The sequence below is a fragment of the Streptomyces sp. NBC_01352 genome, assembly GCF_036237295.1.
GTDB lineage: Bacteria > Actinomycetota > Actinomycetes > Streptomycetales > Streptomycetaceae > Streptomyces > Streptomyces plumbiresistens.
Genome location: NZ_CP108354.1, coordinates 6773746 through 6792269 on the forward strand (window position 1 = coordinate 6773746; position 18524 = coordinate 6792269).

The 18524-nt window shown below is 69.8% G+C and carries 17 protein-coding genes and 1 tRNA gene; 5 read left to right on the top strand and 13 right to left on the bottom strand.

The genetic code is table 11. The features are described from left to right. Nucleotides 1-46 precede the first annotated feature (46 nt). Nucleotides 47-1102, top strand: a complete 1056-nt coding sequence (locus OG252_RS31570) for a LacI family DNA-binding transcriptional regulator (protein WP_266439213.1) — start codon at nt 47-49, stop codon at nt 1100-1102. Nucleotides 1103-1108: 6 nt separating this feature from the next. On the opposite strand, the gene OG252_RS31575 is transcribed toward OG252_RS31570, so the two are convergent. The 6 genes from OG252_RS31575 to OG252_RS31600 all read right to left on the bottom strand — a co-directional run bounded on the left by OG252_RS31575 (nt 1109) and on the right by OG252_RS31600 (nt 5176). Then, the gene (locus OG252_RS31575; RefSeq protein ID WP_266439216.1) at nt 1109-1384 is read right to left on the bottom strand and encodes a hypothetical protein; all 276 of its coding nucleotides are present in this window, start codon (nt 1382-1384) and stop codon (nt 1109-1111) included. Nucleotides 1385-1533: 149 nt separating this feature from the next. After that, nucleotides 1534-2049, bottom strand: coding sequence for a GNAT family N-acetyltransferase (locus tag OG252_RS31580; RefSeq protein WP_329340326.1), 516 nt, complete (start codon nt 2047-2049; stop codon nt 1534-1536). A gap of 115 nt (nt 2050-2164) precedes the next feature. Then, a tRNA-His gene (locus OG252_RS31585) sits at nt 2165-2237 on the bottom strand. 86 nt (nt 2238-2323) lie between these two features. After that, complete coding sequence (gene orn, locus OG252_RS31590) at nt 2324-2926, bottom strand: oligoribonuclease (protein WP_266439220.1); 603 nt, start codon at nt 2924-2926, stop codon at nt 2324-2326. 291 nt (nt 2927-3217) lie between these two features. Beyond that, entirely contained in the window at nt 3218-4483 is a 1266-nt protein-coding gene (locus OG252_RS31595; RefSeq protein ID WP_266439222.1) for a helix-turn-helix domain-containing protein, read from the bottom strand. A gap of 387 nt (nt 4484-4870) precedes the next feature. Next, complete coding sequence (locus OG252_RS31600; protein WP_329340328.1) at nt 4871-5176, bottom strand: hypothetical protein; 306 nt, start codon at nt 5174-5176, stop codon at nt 4871-4873. Between the two features lie 320 nt (nt 5177-5496). Between OG252_RS31600 and OG252_RS31605 the strand changes: the two genes are divergently transcribed. Both OG252_RS31605 and OG252_RS31610 read left to right on the top strand, forming a co-directional pair. Beyond that, the gene (locus tag OG252_RS31605) at nt 5497-6024 is read left to right on the top strand and encodes a universal stress protein (RefSeq protein WP_266439227.1); all 528 of its coding nucleotides are present in this window, start codon (nt 5497-5499) and stop codon (nt 6022-6024) included. 150 nt (nt 6025-6174) lie between these two features. Beyond that, nucleotides 6175-6738 carry a GPR1/FUN34/YaaH family transporter gene (locus tag OG252_RS31610; RefSeq protein ID WP_266439230.1) on the top strand — a complete coding sequence of 188 codons (564 nt, stop codon included), beginning with the start codon at nt 6175-6177 and terminating at the stop codon, nt 6736-6738. Between the two features lie 173 nt (nt 6739-6911). Here the strand turns inward: OG252_RS31610 and glmS are convergent, their stop codons facing one another. Together glmS and OG252_RS31620 are read right to left on the bottom strand one after the other, a co-directional pair. Further along, the gene (glmS, locus tag OG252_RS31615; protein ID WP_266439233.1) at nt 6912-8729 is read right to left on the bottom strand and encodes a glutamine--fructose-6-phosphate transaminase (isomerizing); all 1818 of its coding nucleotides are present in this window, start codon (nt 8727-8729) and stop codon (nt 6912-6914) included. 13 nt (nt 8730-8742) lie between these two features. Next, entirely contained in the window at nt 8743-9000 is a 258-nt protein-coding gene (locus OG252_RS31620; protein WP_266439235.1) for a hypothetical protein, read from the bottom strand. A gap of 186 nt (nt 9001-9186) precedes the next feature. Here OG252_RS31620 and OG252_RS31625 point away from each other — a divergent pair, with 186 nt between their 5' ends. Beyond that, nucleotides 9187-10752: a purple acid phosphatase family protein gene (locus OG252_RS31625; protein WP_266439238.1), complete on the top strand. Its 1566-nt coding sequence runs from the start codon at nt 9187-9189 to the stop codon at nt 10750-10752. 1 nt (nt 10753) lies between these two features. On the opposite strand, the gene OG252_RS31630 is transcribed toward OG252_RS31625, so the two are convergent. Next, on the bottom strand, nt 10754-11638 hold the full coding sequence (locus OG252_RS31630) for a DUF4429 domain-containing protein (protein WP_266439241.1): 885 nt from the start codon (nt 11636-11638) through the stop codon (nt 10754-10756). A gap of 71 nt (nt 11639-11709) precedes the next feature. On the opposite strand from OG252_RS31630, the gene OG252_RS31635 reads away from it, so the two are divergent. Beyond that, complete coding sequence (locus OG252_RS31635; protein ID WP_266439243.1) at nt 11710-13299, top strand: beta-N-acetylhexosaminidase; 1590 nt, start codon at nt 11710-11712, stop codon at nt 13297-13299. Between the two features lie 87 nt (nt 13300-13386). On the opposite strand, the gene OG252_RS31640 is transcribed toward OG252_RS31635, so the two are convergent. The 4 genes from OG252_RS31640 to desA are packed head-to-tail and all read right to left on the bottom strand — an operon-like array spanning nt 13387 to nt 18410. Next, the gene (locus tag OG252_RS31640; RefSeq protein WP_329340336.1) at nt 13387-15156 is read right to left on the bottom strand and encodes an IucA/IucC family protein; all 1770 of its coding nucleotides are present in this window, start codon (nt 15154-15156) and stop codon (nt 13387-13389) included. Next, nucleotides 15153-15707, bottom strand: coding sequence for a GNAT family N-acetyltransferase (locus OG252_RS31645; protein WP_266439247.1), 555 nt, complete (start codon nt 15705-15707; stop codon nt 15153-15155). Before OG252_RS31645 ends, OG252_RS31640 begins: the two co-directional genes overlap by 4 nt. Continuing rightward, nucleotides 15704-16984: a lysine N(6)-hydroxylase/L-ornithine N(5)-oxygenase family protein gene (locus OG252_RS31650; protein WP_329340338.1), complete on the bottom strand. Its 1281-nt coding sequence runs from the start codon at nt 16982-16984 to the stop codon at nt 15704-15706. Before OG252_RS31650 ends, OG252_RS31645 begins: the two co-directional genes overlap by 4 nt. Continuing rightward, nucleotides 16968-18410, bottom strand: coding sequence for a lysine decarboxylase DesA (gene desA / locus OG252_RS31655; RefSeq protein ID WP_266439249.1), 1443 nt, complete (start codon nt 18408-18410; stop codon nt 16968-16970). Before desA ends, OG252_RS31650 begins: the two co-directional genes overlap by 17 nt. Nucleotides 18411-18524: the final 114 nt, after the last annotated feature.

The following is an 18524-nucleotide window of genomic DNA, read 5'->3' on the forward strand; positions in this document are numbered from 1 at the left end:
TGTTAGATTCCAGGCCAACGCAAGGGTCGACGGGAGGGCGAAGCCCATGGCAAGCCACGGAGCGCGGAGCCGGAGCGGTGGCCGGCCCACCCTCGAAGAGGTGGCAGCCCGTGCCGGCGTCGGCCGCGGCACGGTCTCCCGGGTGATCAACGGCTCGCCCCGGGTCAGCGACGCCACCCGCGCCGCGGTGGAGGCGGCGGTCGCCGAACTCGGCTACGTCCCCAACACGGCCGCGCGCGCTCTCGCCGCCAACCGCACCGACGCGATCGCCCTCGTCGTCCCCGAGCCGGAGACCCGCTTCTTCGCCGAGCCGTACTTCTCCGACATGCTCAAGGGAGTCGGCGCCGAACTGGCCGACACGCAGATGCAGCTGCTGCTGATCTTCGCGGGCAACGACCGGGAGCGGGCCCGCCTCGCCCAGTACCTCGCCGCCCACCGGGTCGACGGGGTCCTGCTGGTCTCCGTGCACGCCGACGACCCGCTGCCCGACCTGCTCTCCCAGCTGGAGATTCCGGCCGTGATCAGCGGCCCGAGATCGGCCGCGGAGACCCTGCCCTCGGTCGACTCCGACAACTACGGAGGCGCCCGCTCCGCCGTCGAACATCTGCTGGCCCGCGGCTGCCGGGCGGTCGCCCACATCACCGGCCGCCTCGACGTGTACGGTGCCCAGCGCCGCGTCGACGGCTACCGCGACGCCCTGCTCGACGCGGGCCACGAGCTGGACGAACAGCTGGTCCAGCCGGGCGACTTCACCGAGGAGGGCGGCCGGCGCGCGATGACCGAGCTGCTGGCCCGCCGCCCCGACCTGGACGCGGTCTTCGCGGGCTCGGACGTGATGGCGGCCGGCGCCCGCCAGGTCCTGCGCGAGGAGGGCCGCCGCATCCCCGACGAGATCGCGCTCGTCGGCTACGACGACTCGGCCATCGCCCGCCACATGGACCCGCCCCTGACCAGCGTCCGCCAGCCCATCGAGGAGATGGGCCGCAGGATGATCGACCTGCTCCTGACGGAGATCGCGGACCGCCGCCCCGCGGTCACCCGGGAACTGGAGCGCAGACAGGTGGTCCTGGCGACGGAGCTGGTGGCGCGACGGTCGTCCTGACCGCGGTCACCGTCGGTGCCGTCCGTGCGGCCCCTCGGTGCGGTGCGTGAGGAACCAGGCCACGCCCAGCAGTACGACGCCGGCCAGCCAGAGGAAGATCACCAGCCAGGCGGCGGTGGAGGAGCCCAGGTCGACCGCGTCCCGGCACAGCTCGCCGCCGCACCTCTCGCCGCTCTCGCCCGCCGCGTCCAGGGCGACCACGAGCCACAGCAGCATCCCCAGGTTGAACGCGAGGATCACCCACGTCAGCAGCCGCCACCGGGGAATCCGCCGCGACCGCATGACGAGCCTCCAACCTCACGAATGGCTCACAAGGTGACAATACGCCCCTACGATCCCAACCGGACCGTCGCGTCGGACCGTCGCGTCGGACCGGCACGGGGCGGCCGTCCACCACGCGGTCGCCGAAGGACCGCGCGCGGTTTCGGTCGTCAGCCGCCGAGGAGCGACCGCCACCGCCGCTCGCCGTCCTGTTCCTCCTCGGTCGGCGCCAGCCCGGCCGCCGCGGCGACCGCCGCCGACGCGAGGTGGTCGGGGTGGACGTGGGCGACGACCGTCCGTACGGGCACCCGCCCGAGCCACTCCACGAGCGCCCGCGCCGCCTCCGAGGCGAACCCGCGGCCCTGCCACGGCGTGCCGACCACCCAGGCGATCTCCGCGGTGTGCCGTCCGGTGACCGTGGCCTGGACGGTGCCGACGAGACGGGCGTCCTCGCGCGGCCGCAGCACCCAGTTGCACCAGGAGACGCCCGGATCGGGCGCCCCGGCGACCAGCCGCTCGTAGCGGGCCCGCAGGGCGCCCAGGGAGTCGGGCGTACCGCCGATGAAGGCGTGCAGGGCCGGGTCGGACAGTACGGCGGCCATCTCCTCGGCGTGCTCGACGCGCAGGGGAAGGAGGTCCAGGCGCGGTGTGGCGAGAGGCTCGGCCAGCACGAGGGGCTCGGTCATCGGCCCAGCCTAAGAGCGCTCACGTTCGGATCGGGTCCGTCGGGCCGCGACCGCCTGCGCCTGGGAACGACATCAGCCGGTGACCTTGTCTCCAAGGTCACCGGCTGAGTATCAGGGTGAGTGACGGGACTTGAACCCGCGGCATCCTGGACCACAACCAGGTGCTCTACCAGCTGAGCTACACCCACCATGTCGGCTGTTCGGATTGCTCCGACCGGCCGAGAAAAAGTGTACAGGGTCGGGAGGGGTGCTCGCGCCCGGCTTTCGGCGGCGCCTACTCCGCAGGCAGGACGTACTTCGCGGCGATGGTCTTCGCGGTGTCCGAGTCGGGTCCGGGGTGCGGTACGAAGACGGCCTCGCGGTAATAGCGCAGTTCCGCGATGGACTCCCGGATGTCGGCGAGGGCGCGGTGGTTGCCGTTCTTCTTCGGGCTGTTGAAGTAGGCGCGCGGGTACCAGCGGCGGGCCAGCTCCTTGATGCTGGACACGTCGACGATCCGGTAGTGGAGGTAGTCCTCGAGGGTCGGCATGTCCCTCAGCAGGAAGCCGCGGTCCGTGCCGACCGAGTTGCCGCACAGCGGGGCCTTGCCCGTCTCCTTCACGTGCTCCCGTACGTACGCCAGGACCTGCGCCTCGGCGTCCGCGAGCGTCGTGCCGGCGGACAGCTCCGTGAGGAGTCCGGACGCGGTGTGCATCTGACGCACCACCTCCGGCATCGTCTCCAGCGCCCGGTCCGGCGGACGGATGACGATGTCGACACCGTCGCCGAGGATGTTCAGCTCGGAGTCGGTGACGAGGGCGGCCACCTCGATGAGCGCGTCGTCGGACAGCGAGAGGCCGGTCATCTCGCAGTCGATCCACACCATGCGATCGTTCATGCGACCACCCTACGGCTGGCGTGCGCTTTTGTGGTCCCCGGTGCGGGTGTGATCGCTGCTGGGGGCTCCGTCCCCAGACCCCCGGGCCTTTGCCCACCCACCACCCGACTCGGTGGGTTGAGAGGTCACCCCTTCAACTGACCGAGTCGGGTGGTGGGTGGGCGAGGTCGGGGGTCCAGGTGGCGGAGCCCCCTGGTACGGGGTCGAAGGGGCAGCGCCCCTGGAGGATGGGACGGGTAGGGGCGGCGGGGGCGATGAACCGCCCCGGCCCGCCCCCACCCCGACCGAACCTCACATCCCGCTGCGCTGGCCCGGCAGACTCGCCCGGCTCCCCGCGTACACCTCGCGCCCGCTGTCCGAAGAAGCAGAAGACGACGATGCCGACGTCGAGGCCGACGACAGGGACGCGGACGTCCCGACCGGACTCGGCGGTGCCGTGCGACGGGTCTGGAGCGGTACCGGACCGCCCTCGGAGTGCAGCGAAGACGGCGCACTCGGCGGCCCCGCCGCGCTCTCGGGATCCGGCTGCCGCTCGGCCTGCGGCCGCCGCGCCCGATAGGCCGCACGGTACGCGGCCGGCGACGACCCCAGCTGACGACGGAAGTGCCCGCGCAGCGCCACCGGCGAACGGAAGCCGCAGCGACCCGCGACCTCGTCCACCGAGTAGTCCGACGTCTCCAGCAGACGCTGTGCCTGAAGCACCCGCTGGGTGATCAGCCACTGCAACGGCGCGCTGCCCGTCAGGGAGCGGAACCGGCGGTCGAACGTACGCCGGCTCATGTACGCGCGCGCGGCCAGCGTCTCCACGTCGAACTGCTCGTGCAGGTGCTCCAGCGCCCAGGCGACGACCTCGGCGAGCGGGTCGGCGCCGATCTCCTCTGGTAAAGATCGATCGAGGTAGCGCTCCTGACCGCCGCTCCGGCGCGGGGGGACCACCAGGCGTCGGGCCAGCGCACCGGCCGCCTCGTTGCCGTGGTCCGTCCGCACGATGTGCAGACAGAGGTCGATTCCGGCCGCCGTACCCGCGGACGTCAGCACATCGCCGTCGTCCACGAACAGCTCACGCGGGTCGACATGCACCGACGGATAGCGCTTGGCGAGCGTCGGTGCGTACATCCAGTGGGTGGTGGCCGGGCGGCCGTCCAGCAGGCCCGCCGCCGCCAGCACGAAGGCGCCGGTGCACAGGCCCACGATGCGGGCGCCCTCCTCGTGCGCCCGGCGCAGTGCGTCGAGCGCGTCCTCCGGTGGCGGGGAGGTGATCGAACGCCAGGCCGGCACGACGACGGTGCCCGCCCGGGAGATCGCCTCCAGGCCATGCGGTGCGGTGAGTTCCAGGCCCCCTGTGGTCCGCAGTGGGCCTTCCTCACCGCCGCACACCAGCAGTCGGTAGCGCGGCACGCCGGCGTCCTGGCGGTCGATGCCGAACACCGAGAGCGGTATGGAACTCTCGAAGATGGGGCCGCCGCTGAACAGCAGCACCGCGACGATCTCCTTGCGGCGTCGCCCGGAAAGTTTCCGGGCCGCGGCTTCCGGCGCGGCAGTGGAGTCGTGGCTCATCCTGCTAAGCCCCCCTCGGTGGTCGCGGCGCCCTGTTCCCTTCGGGTCTGTCGCTCCAACACGTTTCCCCTCGGTCCTGCACGAGTCCCCCGCCGTAAGACAGTCAAGATCGAATCTACTGCGTCGCGTGGTGCCGGGGAGACCAGTTCGTCATCCGGCAGATTGTCGACTTGGCAACTTGGCGTGAAGCATTCGATCACGAAGCGTTGCACTCGTGGGGCGTGCAGGGAAGTGCGCCTTGTCGCAGTGGCCAATCCACGTAGGGTGCGCAGGGTGCCCCAGGCCCTTTCCGTGCAGGTGGAACGGGGGTTGGGGGGTGGTCGGGGCAAGGAATGCGCGGTGGCCGGAAGTTGGCTGAAAAGAGTCGGGCGCGTGCGCGGAAACCGGTCAGCCGACCGGTGTATTTCCCCCACTGTGACGTCCGCCTCTGTGTGGCCCCGATCCGGTCCTGTGGCGGCCTCCGCGATGCGGGGAGCGCTCCTCGGCGAGCAGGCGGGCCGCGCCGCGCTCCGACTGGCGCAGGAGGATACGGCAGACCATGGTGACGGCGGCCAGACCGAGGGCTGTGCCTGCGGCGCCGGCGAGGGAGGTGCCGTACCAGAGGAGCACCACGGGGACCAGGACGCAGCTGAAGACCGCCCAGCGGACGACGTCGGTGGAGGAGTCCCGGGCGGGGGGCTGCGGTCCGGACATGGCGTACTCCCTGTGACGTGGCTCAGGGGGTTCAACGCCTGTTCGATCCGTCGGTCACTGTGCGGCCGGTTTTGTGCCGGGGCAGGCCGGCCGGTACGTGAATCCTGTGCGAACCGCCTGTACAACGCAGCAACCATTGCGTTACGGGCGCACCCTCGTGCATGCTCCCTGGAACCCCCACGCACCGGGGGCGCGAACTGGGCTAAGGAGGAGTGCCGCCGTACCCTTGGGGGTATGGGGTTGGGAAGATGATTCCCGGACACAGACTCCGCCGCACACTGTCGGCCCACCCATAAAAGGATCACAACGCCGAGACAGCCATGGCCGGTCACGAATTCTTCGAACCAGCGGACCGCAAGCGGCCTGTCGCCGACCCCACGGCGGCCGAGCCCCTGGCGGCGGAAGAGCCACGCCAATCCTGCGACCCCGCCTTCAAGCACGGCGTCGTGGTGGGCTTCGACGGCTCCATGTCCAGTGAGCGCGCCCTCGCGTATGCCATCGGTATGGCACATCGCTCCGGGTCGGGCCTGATCATCGTCCACGTCGCCAACCGGCTGCCCACCACCGTGTGGGCGGGCTGCGAGCCACCGGTCTTCGTCGACGTGCCGGACCACCGCACCGAGGTGCTCGGCCTCGAGCTCGCCTGTGCGGAGTACCTCGCGGAGGTGCCCTGGATCCTCGTCGAGCGCGGCGGAGACATCTGCCACGAACTCGAAGAGGTCGGGCGTGAGTACGAGGCGGACGCGATCGTCGTCGGCTCCACCCACGGCATCGTCGGACGCATCTTCGGCTCCGTCGCCGGGCGGCTCGCCAAGCGGGCGAAGCGCCCCGTCGTTGTCATTCCGTAACTCGCCGTTCTCCCAGGTGAGATGTGCCGTGGGAACGGCCGAACTCCCTTGTGCAGTGCGTAAATCTACTGGCGCGTAGAGGTGTTTGTGCCCTTGTGAAGGGCATATAACGCTCACCGCACAACCGCACATGCATGAAGGGAGCCCGCCGTGGACAACGACGTCTCCGCGGGAAGCACCACTACGATCGTCGGCCGACTCGCTCTCGGCATCACCCTGTTGGCCGTGGGCCTCGGGTACACCGAGGTGATCGACGGCGTGACGGCCGCCGACGCCGTGTCAATTGCCCAGTACGTGGGCGGAGTCGCCCTCTTCGTCGCCGGACTCATGGCCTTCCGCGACGGTGACTCCGTCGGTGGTACGGCGTTCTCGGCGCTCGGCGCGCTCTGGTTCACGTGGGCGGTTTCCGCCGACAACCAGGTGTCCGCCAACGCGGCCGGACTGTTCCTGCTGCTCTTCGCCCTCGTGGCGCTGTCCCTCACGGTCGCTGCGGGCGACCAACTCGCCAAGGGCACCTACGGGTTGTTCGTCGTGTCGCTGGTGCTGCTCGCTGTCGCGAACTTCGCCGACAACGGGAGCCTCGCCAAGGTCGGCGGCTGGTTCGCCGTGGCGGCCGGCGCGGTGGCCTGGTACGCGGCGACGGCGGCTCTCGCCCACTGGCCGACTGCTGTTCCGCGACGTGCTGCTCGCCGGGGCGTGACGGCCACCGGTTAGCTGCGCAGGCTGGGGGTTGGGCGGCCCCCGGCGTTGAGAACGGACCCCCCGTGTCTGGTGGCGACACGTGGGGGTCCGTCCTCTTTGTTTGGCCTCTGCGGGCCGGTGGGGGCTGGTCGCGCCCACGCGGCGGAGCCGCACATTGATACAGCCCCGCGCCCCTTCAGGGGCGCTTACTCCACCGTCACTGACTTCGCCAGGTTCCTCGGCTTGTCGATGTCCCTGCCCAGCGCCAAGGCCGTGTGGTACGCGAGGAGTTGGAGGGGGATGCCCATCAGGATCGGGTCCAGCTCGTCCTCGTTCTTGGGGACGATGATCGTCTGGTCGGCCTTCTCCTGGTGCTGGTGGGCGACCGCGAGGATCTTGCCGCTGCGGGCCTTGATCTCCTCCAGGGCGGCGCGGTTCTTCTCCAGGAGGTCGTCGTCGGGGACGATCGCGACCGTGGGGAGGGCGGGCTCGATGAGGGCCAGCGGGCCGTGCTTGAGCTCGGAGGCCGGGTAGGCCTCGGCGTGGATGTAGGAGACCTCCTTGAGCTTCAGGGAGGCCTCACGGGCCACCGGGTAGCCCCGGACGCGGCCGATGAACAGCATCGAGCGGGCCTCGGCGTACTCCGCGGCCAGCCTCTTGATCTCGTCCTCCTGCTCCAGCATCTCGGAGATCTGCGCGGGCAGCCTGCGCAGGCCCTCGATGATCCGCTTGCCGTCCCGGACGGAGAGGTCACGGGTGCGGCCCAGGTGCAGCGCGAGGAGCGCGAAGGCGACCGTGGTGTTGGTGAAGCACTTCGTCGAGACCACGCAGACCTCGGGGCCCGCGTGGACGTAGACGCCGCCGTCCGCCTCGCGGGCGATCGCCGAGCCGACCACGTTCACCACGCCGAGGACCCGCGCGCCCTTGCGCTTCAGCTCCTGGACGGCCGCCAGCACGTCGTACGTCTCACCCGACTGGGAGACGGCGATGTACAGGGTGTCGGGGTCGACCACGGCGTTGCGGTAGCGGAATTCCGAAGCCGGCTCGGCGTCCGCCGGAATCCGGGCCAGCTCCTCGATCATCTGGGCGCCGATCATGCCGGCGTGGTACGAGGTGCCGCAGCCGAGGATCTTGACGCGGCGGATCTGGCGCGCCGCGCGGGCGTCCAGGTTCAGGCCGCCGAGGTGCACGGTGGAGAAACGGTCGTCGATGCGGCCGCGCAGTACGCGGTCCACGGCGTCGGCCTGCTCGTGGATCTCCTTGTGCATGTAGGTGTCGTGGCCGCCCATGTCGTACGACGCGGCCTCCCACTCCACGGTGGTCGGCTCGGCGGTGGTGCGGGTGCCCTCGGTGGTGTACGTACGGAAGTCGTCGGCCTTGAGGGTGGCCATCTCGCCGTCGTCGAGGGTGACGATCTGCCGGGTGTGGGCGACCAGGGCGGCGATGTCCGAGGCGACGAACATCTCCTTCTCGCCGATGCCGAGGACGACCGGGGAGCCGTTGCGGGCGACCACGATCCGGTCGGGGAAGTCGGCGTGCAGCACGGCGATGCCGTACGTGCCCTCGATGACCCGCAGGGTGTCGCGGACCTTGTCCTCCAGCTTCGCGGCCTGCGAGCGGGCGATCAGGTGGACGAGGACCTCGGTGTCGGTCTCGGAGAGGAACTCGACGCCGTCCGCCTCCAGCTTGCGGCGCAGGTCGGAGGCGTTGTCGATGATGCCGTTGTGGACGACGGCGACCTTGCCCTCGGCGTCCAGGTGCGGGTGGGCGTTCACGTCGGAGGGGGCGCCGTGGGTGGCCCAGCGGGTGTGGGCGATGCCGGTCGTGCCCTTGAAGCGGGCGGGGACCTTGGCCTCCAGGTCACGGACCCGGCCCTTGGCCTTGACCGTCTTCAGGCCGGCCGCCTTCGGGGAGGTGACGGCGATGCCCGCCGAGTCGTAGCCGCGGTACTCCAGGCGCTGCAGGCCCTCCAGGAGCAAGGGCGCGACGTCACGCTTCCCGATGTATCCGACGATTCCGCACATACAGATGTGTCCCTTAGCCGTAGACCATGCGGCGCAGCTGTCGGAGCGAGAGCTCCGGTGGTGCCACCGCCCGGTATTTCAGGTCCGCCTCGATCCGTCCGAAGATCTCCGCGTTCACCAGGCCCTGGGCCTGGAGCTCGCGGTGGCGGCGACGGACGTACTCCTCGGTCGTCTCGTCGAAGTAGGCGAGCACGTCCTGGACCACCCGCAGTGCCTCGCCCCGGCTGAGGGGCGTGGACCGCGTCAGATGATCAACAAGTTCGTCGTGCACCCGGTAGATCCTGGAGTACCGGCAGCACTTTCGCAAGAAAGCTGCCCGATTTCGGGCAAGCGTCTGTTGGAACTCTTTGGGAGAACGTTGAATCTGTCATGAGTGCCTGTTCGTGAGCCGTCCATCCCGCGTCCGGCAACTCGTCGCCTGAGGGGACGAGTTTCAGACGCCATGGACATTCCTCGCATGGGAGTACCCGACCGGCTCGCCGAGCGCATGAGCATGGCCGAGCAGCACGAATACCTGCGCGCCAGATTCTCCCGGCGCACGATGATCAGGGGCGGCGCGGTCACCCTGGGCGCCGTCGCGGGCGGCGCGTTCGTACCGGGCGCCACCGCACAGGCAGCGACCCCGACCCCGACCACGGCCCCGAGCACCGAGACCGTCGACGGCGCCCTCGTCGCCCCCTTCGGCCGCCACCTCGCCTACGGCAACGACCCGCGCACCGAGATGACCGTCTCCTGGCAGGTTCCGGTCGCCGTGAAGCGGCCCTTCATCCGGGTCGGCGTCCGGCCCTGGGACCTCTCCCGCAGGATCGAGGCCGAGGTGCGCACCCTGTACACCCCGGCCGGCGTGGGCGCGAGCGCCGACCACACCCAGTACTACCTGCACGCCAAGCTCACGAACCTGCGCCCCGGCCAGACGTACTACTACGGCGTCGGCCACGCCGGCTTCGACCCGGCCGAACCGCACCTGCTCGGCACCCTCGGCACCTTCACCACCGCCCCCGCCCACAAGACGCCGTTCACCTTCACCGCCTTCGGCGACGAGGGCGTCAGCTATCACGCGCTGGGCAACAACAGCCTGCTGCTCGGCCAGAACCCGGCCTTCCACCTGCACGCCGGCGACATCGCCTACGCCGACCCGGCCGGCCAGGGCAAGACCGCCGACACCGGCTTCGACTCGCGGGTGTGGGACCAGTTCCTCGCCCAGACCGAGTCCGTCGCCAAGTCCGTCCCGTGGATGCCGGCCTACGGCAACCACGACATGGAGGCCTGGTACTCGCCCAACGGCTACGGCGGCGAAGAGGCCCGCTGGAACCTGCCGGACAACGGGCCCGACAGGACGAACCTCCCGGGCGTCTACTCCTTCGTCTACGGCAACACCGCGGTCATCTCGCTCGACGCCAACGACATCTCCTTCGAGATCCCGGCCAACCTCGGCATCTCGGGCGGCACCCAGACCAGGTGGCTGGAGGCGCAGCTCAAGAAGTACCGCGCCGCGCGGGACATCGACTTCGTCGTCGTGTTCTTCCACCACTGCGCCTACTGCACGTCCACCTCGCACGCCTCGGAGGGGGGCGTGCGCCAGGAGTGGGTGCCGCTGTTCGAGAAGTACACCGTCGACCTGGTGATCAACGGCCACAACCACCAGTACGAGCGCACGGACGTCATCAAGGCGGGCGCGGTCACCAAGAAGCTCCCGATCGGCGGCACGGCCTACCCCGAGACCGAGGGCGTGGTGTACGTGACGGCGGGGGCCGCGGGCCGCAGCCTGTACGCGTTCAGCGCCCCGCTGTCCTACGAGGGTCACGAGAACGACGTGGAGTCCGTGGCCTCGTTCGTCAACGTCAAGGACGGCAAGCAGGACGAGACCGTCACCTGGTCCCGGGTCCGCTACCTCGACTACTCCTTCCTGCGCGTGGACGTCACCCCGGCCGCCACGGGCCGCACCGCCACGCTGACGGTGCGGGGCATCGCCGAGACCGGTGAGCAGGTGGACCACTTCACGGTGGCGCGCAAGGCGGGATGACTCACCGCATCCGCTTGAGGATCGCCTGCTTGGCCAGCGTGAACTCCTCGTCCGTCAGCACGCCCGTGCGGTGCAGCTCGCCGAGCTCGCGCAGGCGTCGCAGCAGGGCGTCGTGGCTGTCCTCGGCGGCGGTCGCGGGCGCGGCGAGAGCCTGGGGTTCCGGCGGCCGTACGTCCTTGGAGGCGGTCGCCGGGTGCGGGAGCCGGGCCTGGACGGCCGCCGCGACCAGGGCCATCAGCGGGTCCTTCTTGAAGCCCCACAGTTCCACGGAGTTGGGGTCGTACTTGGGCGGGGCCTTGGTCGGGGCGTTCTTCACGGTGAACCGGAGGTGGCCGTTCTCCAGGCCGGCCGCCGGATGCCACTCCACGGCGGTCAGGTCGGTGAGCGCGAGGGTGCGGGCGCCGGCGGCGGCCTTGGCGTCCTCGGTCTTCCAGTTCCACTCCAGGCGGATCTGCTCGCCGTCGAAGCTCGCGGTGCCGTCCCCGGCGGAGACGGAGAGCGGCACGGCCGGGCCCGGCAGCAGGTAGGCGTCGACCGGGTCGGCCGGAACCTGGTCCAGGAGCAGGGCGTTGCGGACCTCGTCCACGAAGTACTCGGCGACGCCGTACCGGTCGGACTCGACGACCAGCTGGTACGGGTCGTGGGGCTCGGCGAGCCGGCCGCCGGTGGCGTGCAGCAGCGGGTCGGAGCCGTCGCGCAGGCGCAGCCTGAGCCGTCCGGTCTTCTTCCCCTGCTCGAACGAGACGCCCGCCAACGCACCCAGTGGGACGACGAGTTCGCCCAGGGCCTTGCGAAGCAGGCTGACGTTCTTGTCTCTTCCCGGCGTCAGCCGCAGGGCGTCGCCGTCGAAGACCCAAGTGCCGTCCTTCTGGAGGATTTCCGCCATGAGGGGATTGTTTCACTGCTTCTGAGGGAGAGTTGGTCCATACCTGTCCGGGCTCAAGGAAGGGACCGTAGGTGAGACAGCACCACAGAACGACCCGCCTTCTCGGCTCGCTGCTGCTCGTCGCGGCGGCGGGTGTCTCCGCCGTCGGCGCCACCCCGACTCCCACCGCGCAGAACGCGGTTCCGCTCGACCGGATCGTCCCGGCCCCCGCGTCGGTCGCCCCGGGCGGATCGCCGTACCGCCTCACCCGCGACACGCACATCCGCGTCGACGACTCCCGCGAGGCCCGCCGTATCGGCGCCTACCTCGCGGACGTCCTGCGCCCCTCGACCGGCTACCGCCTGCCGGTGACCACGCACGGCAAGGGCGGCATCCGACTCAGGCTGGCCAAGGGCCCGTTCGGCGCCGAGGGCTATCGCCTCGACAGCGGCGGCAAGGGCGTCACCATCACGGCGGCCAAGCCCGCCGGGCTCTTCCACGGGGTGCAGACCCTGCGCCAGCTGCTCCCGGCGGCCGTCGAGAAGGACTCCGTCCAGCCCGGCCCGTGGCTGGTCGCGGGCGGCACCGTCACGGACAGCCCGCGCTACGGCTGGCGCGGCGCGATGCTCGACGTCTCCCGGCACTTCTTCACCGTCGACCAAGTGAAGCGGTACATCGACCAGTTGGCCCTCTACAAGGTCAACAAGCTGCACCTGCACCTCAGTGACGACCAGGGCTGGCGCATAGCCGTCGACTCCTGGCCGCGCCTGGCCACGTACGGCGGCTCCACCCAGGTCGGCGGCGGCCCCGGCGGTTACTACACCAAGGCCGACTACCAGGAGATCGTCGGCCACGCCGCCTCCCGCTACCTGGAGGTCGTCCCCGAGATAGACATGCCGGGCCACACCAACGCGGCCCTCGCCTCCTACGCCGACCTCACCTGCGACGGCGTCGCACCCCCGCTCTACACCGGCACCGAGGTCGGCTTCAGCTCGCTGTGCGTGGAGAAGGAGATCACGTACGACTTCGTGGACGACGTCGTCCGGGAGCTGGCCGCCCTCACACCCGGCCGCTACCTCCACATCGGCGGCGACGAGGCGCACTCCACCAGCCACGAGGACTACGTCACGTTCATGGACCGGGTGCAGCCGATCGTCGCCGAGTACGGCAAGACGGTCGTCGGCTGGCACCAGTTGACCGGCGCGACCCCGGCCAAGGGGGCGCTCGCCCAGTACTGGGGCCTGGACTCCACGAGCGAGGCGGAGAAGGCGCAGGTCGCCAAGGCCGCGCAGAACGGGACCGGGCTGATCCTGTCCCCGGCCGACCGGATCTACCTCGACATGAAGTACGACGCGAACACCCCGCTGGGGCTGTCCTGGGCGGGCTACGTCGACGTGAAGCGGTCGTACGACTGGGATCCGGGCAGCTATCTGCCGGGGGCGCCGCCCGAGGCCGTGCGGGGCGTCGAGGCGCCGCTGTGGACCGAGACGATCGTGACCGGCGCGGACATCGAGTACATGGCCTTCCCGCGGCTCGCGGGCGCCGCCGAGCTCGGCTGGTCGCCGGCGGCCACGCACGACTGGGACGACTACAAGGTGCGGCTCGCCGCGCAGGGCCCGCGGTGGGACGCGCTGGGGATCGGGTACTACCGGTCGCCGCAGGTCCCCTGGCCCGCCGGGTAGTACGGACACGACGGCGGGCACGGCGACGGGCACCTCGGAGGACCGTACTCCGAGGTGCCCGTCTGTCTGTGGGGGGCGGTGCGGTGGCTACAGGCCCGCGATCGGGTTCTCCAGGTTGCCGATCAGCTGGAGGGCGCCGGCCGGGTCCGAGAGGTCCACCATCTGCTCGTTGTTGCGCAGCTGGAGGCGGTTGAGGCAGGACAGCGCGAACTCGGGGGCGAACATGTCGTACCGCTTGAACTTGTCGGCGAGTTCGGGCACCGAGTGCTGGTAGTCGCGGGTCACCTCGGCGACCGTGCGCCAGAAGTCGTCCTCCTCCAGGATCCCCTCGGCGGCGAGGTTCGCGGCGAGGAAGCGGAAGAAGCAGTCGAAGACGTCCGTGAAGATCGACAGGAGCTTCTTGTCCTCGGGGACCTCGACGCGCAGCCGCTCGACCGTCGGCGGCAGCACCGCGTCCGGGTCCATGACGGCGATCTCCTCGGCGATGTCCTTGTAGATCGCGCGCTGGACCACGCCGTCCTTCAGGACCAGGATCACGTTCTCGCCGTGCGGCATGAACACCAGGTCATAGGCGTAGAAGCTGTGCAGCAGCGGGGTGAAGTACGCCCGCAGGTACCGGCGCAGCCACTCCGTCGGCGTCAGCCCGGACCGCTCGATCAGCGCGCCCGCGAAGGACGCGCCCTCGTGGTCCACGTGGACGAGGGAGGCCATGGTCGCGAGGGACTCGCCGTCCTGGAGGGAGGACACCGGGCTCTCTCGCCACAGCGCGGCGAGCATCTTGCGGTACGGCGAGTAGCGGTCCGTCGCCTGCTCGTACTCCAGGTGCCGGTAGCCCACGGCCGCCCGCTCGCGGATGATCGTGAGGCCCGTCGACTTCAGCACCGGGTCGCCCTCGATGAGCTGGGCCAGCCAGTCGTTGATCGCCGGGGTCGCCTCCATGTAGGCGGCCGACAGCCCGCGCATGAAGCCCATGTTGAGGACGGACAGGGCCGTCTTCACGTAGTGCCGCTCGGGGTTCGACTTGTTGAAGAAGGTCCGGATGGACTGCTGGGCCAGGTACTCGTCGTCGCCCTCGCCCAGGCACACGAGGTGGCCGCGGGCGACCTCGGCGGCGAAGGTGACGGTGAGCTTGTTCCACCACTGCCAGGGGTGGACGGGGATGAGGAGGTAGTCGTCCGGGTCCCGTCCCTGGTCCCTGAGCACCTGGGAGAACCGCTCGACCGTCGCCTCGCCCAGCTCGTCCCGCACGAAGGACTCGTACTCGATGCCGACCCCCGCCGTGAACGCCGCCCGCGAGCGGTGCGCGGCCAGCCAGACCAGGCGGACCGGGCTCGCGGTCTCGGGGGCGTACGACAGGTACTCGTGGATGCCGAAGCCGAGCCGTCCGTTGTTGGCGACGAAGCAGGGGTGGCCCTCGGTCATGCCGGTCTCGATGGCCTGGAAGTCGCTCTTCACCAGCTCGGCGACCGGGATCTGCGGCTTGGTGAGTTTGAAGCAGGTGCCGGAGAGGGTGGAGGAGATCTCCTCCAGGTAGACCGGCAGGATCTTCTCGCTCAGACCCAGGGTGTTCTTCAGCTCGATGAAGAAGTCCAGGGCGGCGAGCGGGAGTTGGCTGCCATCCCGGGTGCGGGTGATCGAGTCGGCGTCCACCTGCCAGTGGTCCAGGGCGCGGCGGGTGGCGGTGAAGCGGTAGCGGGTCAGGCCGTCGTCGCCGCGGACGACGTACTCGTCGCCGTCCTTCTCCGGCGTGAGCAGCCGCTCGTGCGCGAACTCGGCCAGGGCCTTGCGGACCAGCTGGCGGTTGGCCGTCTCCCAGCGCTCGGGGGAGAGGTGGGCCACGGCGTCGGCGAGGGTCATGCCGTCACCGCCGTAGCCGCGTAGAACTGGTCCCGGGTGCAGAAGCTCAACAACGCCTTCTTCTCCGGCTTCTGTATCTCGCGGTCGGGCACGAACCCGACGGCTTCGTTCAGGGCGTGGACGGCCTTGTTGGACACGTCCGGTTCGACGACGACCCGGACGGTGCCCGGGTCCTCGAAGAGGTGGGCCATCACGGCCGTGATGACCGCGCGGGTGAACCCGTGCACGGGCCGGTCGGTGGGGGCGACCAGGAAGTGCATGCCGACGTCACCGGGCTGGGGCTCGTACAGGCCGACCAGCTCGCGGTGGGCGGGGTCGTACTTCTCCATCAGGAACGCGGGCACACCGTCGTGCAGGCCCAGCAGGGCGTGCCAGTGCTCGTCGGCGGCGATCTCCATGTACGCGCGCTCGACGTCCTCCAGTTTGGCGTCCTGCATCATCCAGAAGGCCGCCTTGGGATGGGTGACCCAGGAGTGCACCAGCTCGGCGTCCTTGAGCGGATCGAGGGGGCGGAGCGTCAAGGTGCCCAGGTCAGTGGTGGTGGTGTTCATACCGCGAACTCCTGGAAGGCGATCGTCTTCTCGACCGGGTAGTACTCGCTGCCGAGCAGCTCACGGATGATGGAGCTGTTGCGGTACGCGCCCATGCCCAGGTCGGGGCTGGTGATGCTGTGCGTGTGGACGCCGGCGTTCTGCAGGAACACGCCTCTGCCCGTCACGTCGATCGCGTAGTTGCGGGCGATGTCGTAGTTGCCCCGCGAGTCGTAGCACAGCCGGTCGCGGACCGGCTTGAGGAACTCCGGTTCGGCGTACTTGTAGCCGGTGGCCAGGACCAGGCCCTCGGAGGCCAGCTCGTAGTCCTTCTCCTGCTCCTCCTGGCGCAGTCCCAGCGTGTACGTGCCGTTCTCGTACGTGGCGCTGTTCAGCGAGGAGTTGGTGAGCAGCCGCGTGGGCACCGGACCGCCGAGGTTCTTCTGGTAGAGCAGGTCGAAGATCTCGTTGATCAGGTCGCCGTCGATGCCCTTGAACAGGCCCTTCTGCTCGGCCGTGAGGCGGTAGCGGGTGTCCTCCGGCAGCGCGTGGAAGTAGTCGATGTACTCCGGGGAGGTCATCTCCAGCGTGAGTTTCGTGTACTCCAGCGGGAAGAAGCGCGGCGAGCGGGTGACCCAGTTCAGCCGGTAGCCGTGGACGTCGATCTCGCTGAGCAGGTCGTAGTAGATCTCGGCGGCGGACTGGCCGGAGCCGACGAGGGTGATCGACTCCTTCTTCTGCAACTCCTCCTTGTGCCGCATGTACCGGGAGTTGTGCACGAAGTCGCCGCCCAGCCCCTGGCAGGCCTCGGGGATGTAGGGCGGGGTGCCGGTACCGAGGACGAGGCGGCGGGCGCGGAAGGTCTCGCCGGCCGTGGTCTTCACGACGTACAGCTCGGCCCCCTCGTCGTACGTCACTTCCTCGACCGTCGTGTTGAAGCGGACGCAGCTCAGCTTGTTCGCGGCCCAGCGGCAGTAGTCGTCGTACTCGACCCGCAGGGGGTAGAAGTTCTCGCGGATGTAGAACGAGTACAGCCGGCCCTTCTCCTTCAGGTAGTTGAGGAAGGAGTACGGCGAGGTCGGGTCGGCGAGGGTGACCAGGTCCGACATGAACGGGGTCTGGAGGTGGGCGCCGTCCAGGAACATGCCGGCGTGCCACTCGAAGTCGGGCTTCGAGTCGAGGAAGAGGCCGTCGAGCTGGTCGATGGGCTCGGTGAGGCACGCCAGGCCGAGGTTGAACGGGCCGAGCCCGATCCCCACGAAGTCGTAACTGCGGGCGGATTCAGGAAGCGCGGTCAAGGGACTCTCCCAGGTACTGCTCGGCGTGGCCGGCGATCAGGTCGAGTACGGCGGCCATGTCGTCGGTCGTCGTCTCGGGGTTGAGCAGGGTGAACTTCAGGTAGTGGCGGCTGCCCACCTTGGTGCCCGCGACCACCGCGTCGCCGGAGGCGAACAGGGCCTTGCGGGCGTACAGGTTGGCGCGGTCGATCTCGGCCGGGTCGGTGACGGCGGCCGGGATGTAGCGGAAGACGAGGGTGGAGAGGGTCGGCTCGACCACGACGTCGAAGCGCGGGTCGGCGGCAAGGAGCTGCCAGCCTTCGACCGCGAGATCGCAGACCTCGTCGAAGAGCTGCCCGATGCCGTCGGCGCCCATCACGCGCAGCGTCATCCACAGCTTGAGCGCGTCGAAGCGGCGGGTGGTCTGCAGGGACTTGTCCACCTGGTTGGGGATACGTTCCTGCACCATGCGGCGCGGGTTGAGGTACTCCGCGTGGTAGGTGGCGTGGCGCAGGGTGCTCGCGTCCCGGACCAGCACGGCGGACGAACTGACCGGCTGGAAGAAGGACTTGTGGTAGTCGACGGTGACCGAGTCGGCGCGCTCGATGCCGTCGATGCGGCCGCGGTACTTGATCGAGGCGAGCAGCCCGCAGCCGTAGGCGGCGTCGACGTGCATCCACACGCCGTACTGCTCGCACAGCTCGGCGATCTCGGGCAGCGGGTCGATGGAGCCGAAGTCGGTGGTGCCGGCGGTGGCGACGACGGCCATGGGGACGAGGCCGTCCTGCTTGCAGCGCTCCAGCTCACGGGCGAGCGCGACGGTCTGCATGCGCTTGTCGGTGCCGACGGGGACGGAGACCACGGCGTCCTGGCCGAGCCCGAGGAGCTGTGCGGACTTCTTCACGCTGAAGTGGCTGACCTCGGAGGCGAAGATGCGCAGTTTGGCTGCCGTGTCCGTCTTGGCCTCCTCGCGGGCGAGGAGCAGCGCCTGGAGGTTGGACTGGGTGCCGCCGGAGGTGAACACGCCGTCGGCGTTCTCGCCGAGGCCGATGCGGGCGGTGGTCCAGTCGATGAGCTTGCGCTCGATGAGGGTGCCGCCGGCCGACTGGTCCCAGGTGTCCAGGGAGGAGTTGACGGCGGACAGGACCGCCTCGCCGACCACGGCCGGGATGACGACCGGGCAGTTGAGGTGGGCGAGGTAGCGGGGGTGGTGGAAGTAGATCGCGTCCCGGAGGTAGACGTCCTCCAGTTCGTCGAGCACCGCCGCGGTGTCGTGCAGCGGCTCGTCGAGGTCGATCTCTTCGATGCGGGGGGAGAGGGCGTCGACGGTGACGCCGGTGAACGGACGGGAGGTGGTGGCGAGTTTGGCCGCCACCCGCTCTATTCCTTCGGTCACGGAGCGGCGGTAGTGCTCCGCGGTCGTGTCGTTGAGCAGGTGCGAGCGCATGTGCGGGTCCTCCGGTGGGGACAGTCCGTGGGCTGGGGAGCGGGGCGGAGCCTCGGCTTCAACTTAGGTTAGCCTAACCTAATTAACTTGAGTGAAACCCGGCCCCTGCCGTGA

Bases quoted from the DNA above. Each gene is read 5' to 3' on its own strand.
- OG252_RS31570 (WP_266439213.1), top strand. From the start codon at position 47: ATGGCAAGCCACGGAGCGCGGAGCCGGAGCGGTGGCCGGCCCACCCTC.
- OG252_RS31575 (WP_266439216.1), bottom strand. From the start codon at position 1,384: ATGCGGTCGCGGCGGATTCCCCGGTGGCGGCTGCTGACGTGGGTGATC.
- OG252_RS31580 (WP_329340326.1), bottom strand. From the start codon at position 2,049: ATGACCGAGCCCCTCGTGCTGGCCGAGCCTCTCGCCACACCGCGCCTG.
- orn (WP_266439220.1), bottom strand. From the start codon at position 2,926: ATGAACGATCGCATGGTGTGGATCGACTGCGAGATGACCGGCCTCTCG.
- OG252_RS31595 (WP_266439222.1), bottom strand. From the start codon at position 4,483: ATGAGCCACGACTCCACTGCCGCGCCGGAAGCCGCGGCCCGGAAACTT.
- OG252_RS31600 (WP_329340328.1), bottom strand. From the start codon at position 5,176: ATGTCCGGACCGCAGCCCCCCGCCCGGGACTCCTCCACCGACGTCGTC.
- OG252_RS31605 (WP_266439227.1), top strand. From the start codon at position 5,497: ATGGCCGGTCACGAATTCTTCGAACCAGCGGACCGCAAGCGGCCTGTC.
- glmS (WP_266439233.1), bottom strand. From the start codon at position 8,729: ATGTGCGGAATCGTCGGATACATCGGGAAGCGTGACGTCGCGCCCTTG.
- OG252_RS31625 (WP_266439238.1), top strand. From the start codon at position 9,187: ATGGGAGTACCCGACCGGCTCGCCGAGCGCATGAGCATGGCCGAGCAG.
- OG252_RS31630 (WP_266439241.1), bottom strand. From the start codon at position 11,638: ATGGCGGAAATCCTCCAGAAGGACGGCACTTGGGTCTTCGACGGCGAC.
- OG252_RS31640 (WP_329340336.1), bottom strand. From the start codon at position 15,156: ATGACCCTCGCCGACGCCGTGGCCCACCTCTCCCCCGAGCGCTGGGAG.
- OG252_RS31645 (WP_266439247.1), bottom strand. From the start codon at position 15,707: ATGAACACCACCACCACTGACCTGGGCACCTTGACGCTCCGCCCCCTC.
- desA (WP_266439249.1), bottom strand. From the start codon at position 18,410: ATGCGCTCGCACCTGCTCAACGACACGACCGCGGAGCACTACCGCCGC.